At 62.9% G+C, this 482-nt stretch carries 1 protein-coding gene; it reads right to left on the bottom strand.

Annotated elements, in window-relative coordinates; genetic code table 11:
• Nucleotides 1-482, bottom strand: a 482-nt coding sequence (locus H483_RS38745; protein WP_371204275.1) for an RCC1 domain-containing protein, incomplete at both ends; no start/stop codon positions are given.

The raw sequence follows: 482 nt of genomic DNA, 5'->3' as shown, positions 1-482 counted from the left end.
AGTCCGCGTGGTGGAGGAACCGCCCCCGAGCTGCCCGAAGAAATCGCTACCCCAGCAGTAGACGGTGCCGTCCGCCAGCAGCGCGCACGTGTGGTCGATCCCGGTGGTGATGTCGATGACCCCACTCAGCCCCTCTACCTTCACTGGCGACAATCGGCGTGTAGAGGTGCCGTCACCGAGCTGTCCAGCATTGTTGTCTCCCCAGCAGTACGCTATTCCGCCTTCTGCCACCGCGCACGTATGGTCGCCTCCGGAACTGATCGCAGTGGCCCGGCTTAATCCTTCGATCTTCACCGGTTCAAGCTGAGTGGTGGTGGTGCCGTCACCGACCTGCCCCCAGGGGTTGTATCCCCAACAGTGGACGGTTCCGCCTTCCGCCACCGCGCACGTATGCCCGTATCCGGAGCTGATGTCGGTGACTCTGCTTAAGCGCTTTACCTCCACAGGTCCATGGCGATCAATGGTGGTGCCGTCGCCGAGCT

Source organism: Dietzia sp. UCD-THP, from assembly GCF_000349585.1.
Taxonomy (GTDB): domain Bacteria; phylum Actinomycetota; class Actinomycetes; order Mycobacteriales; family Mycobacteriaceae; genus Dietzia; species Dietzia natronolimnaea_A.
The sequence above is the reverse complement of the archived record's forward strand: the minus strand, read 5'-3'. Positions and strand labels throughout refer to the sequence as shown.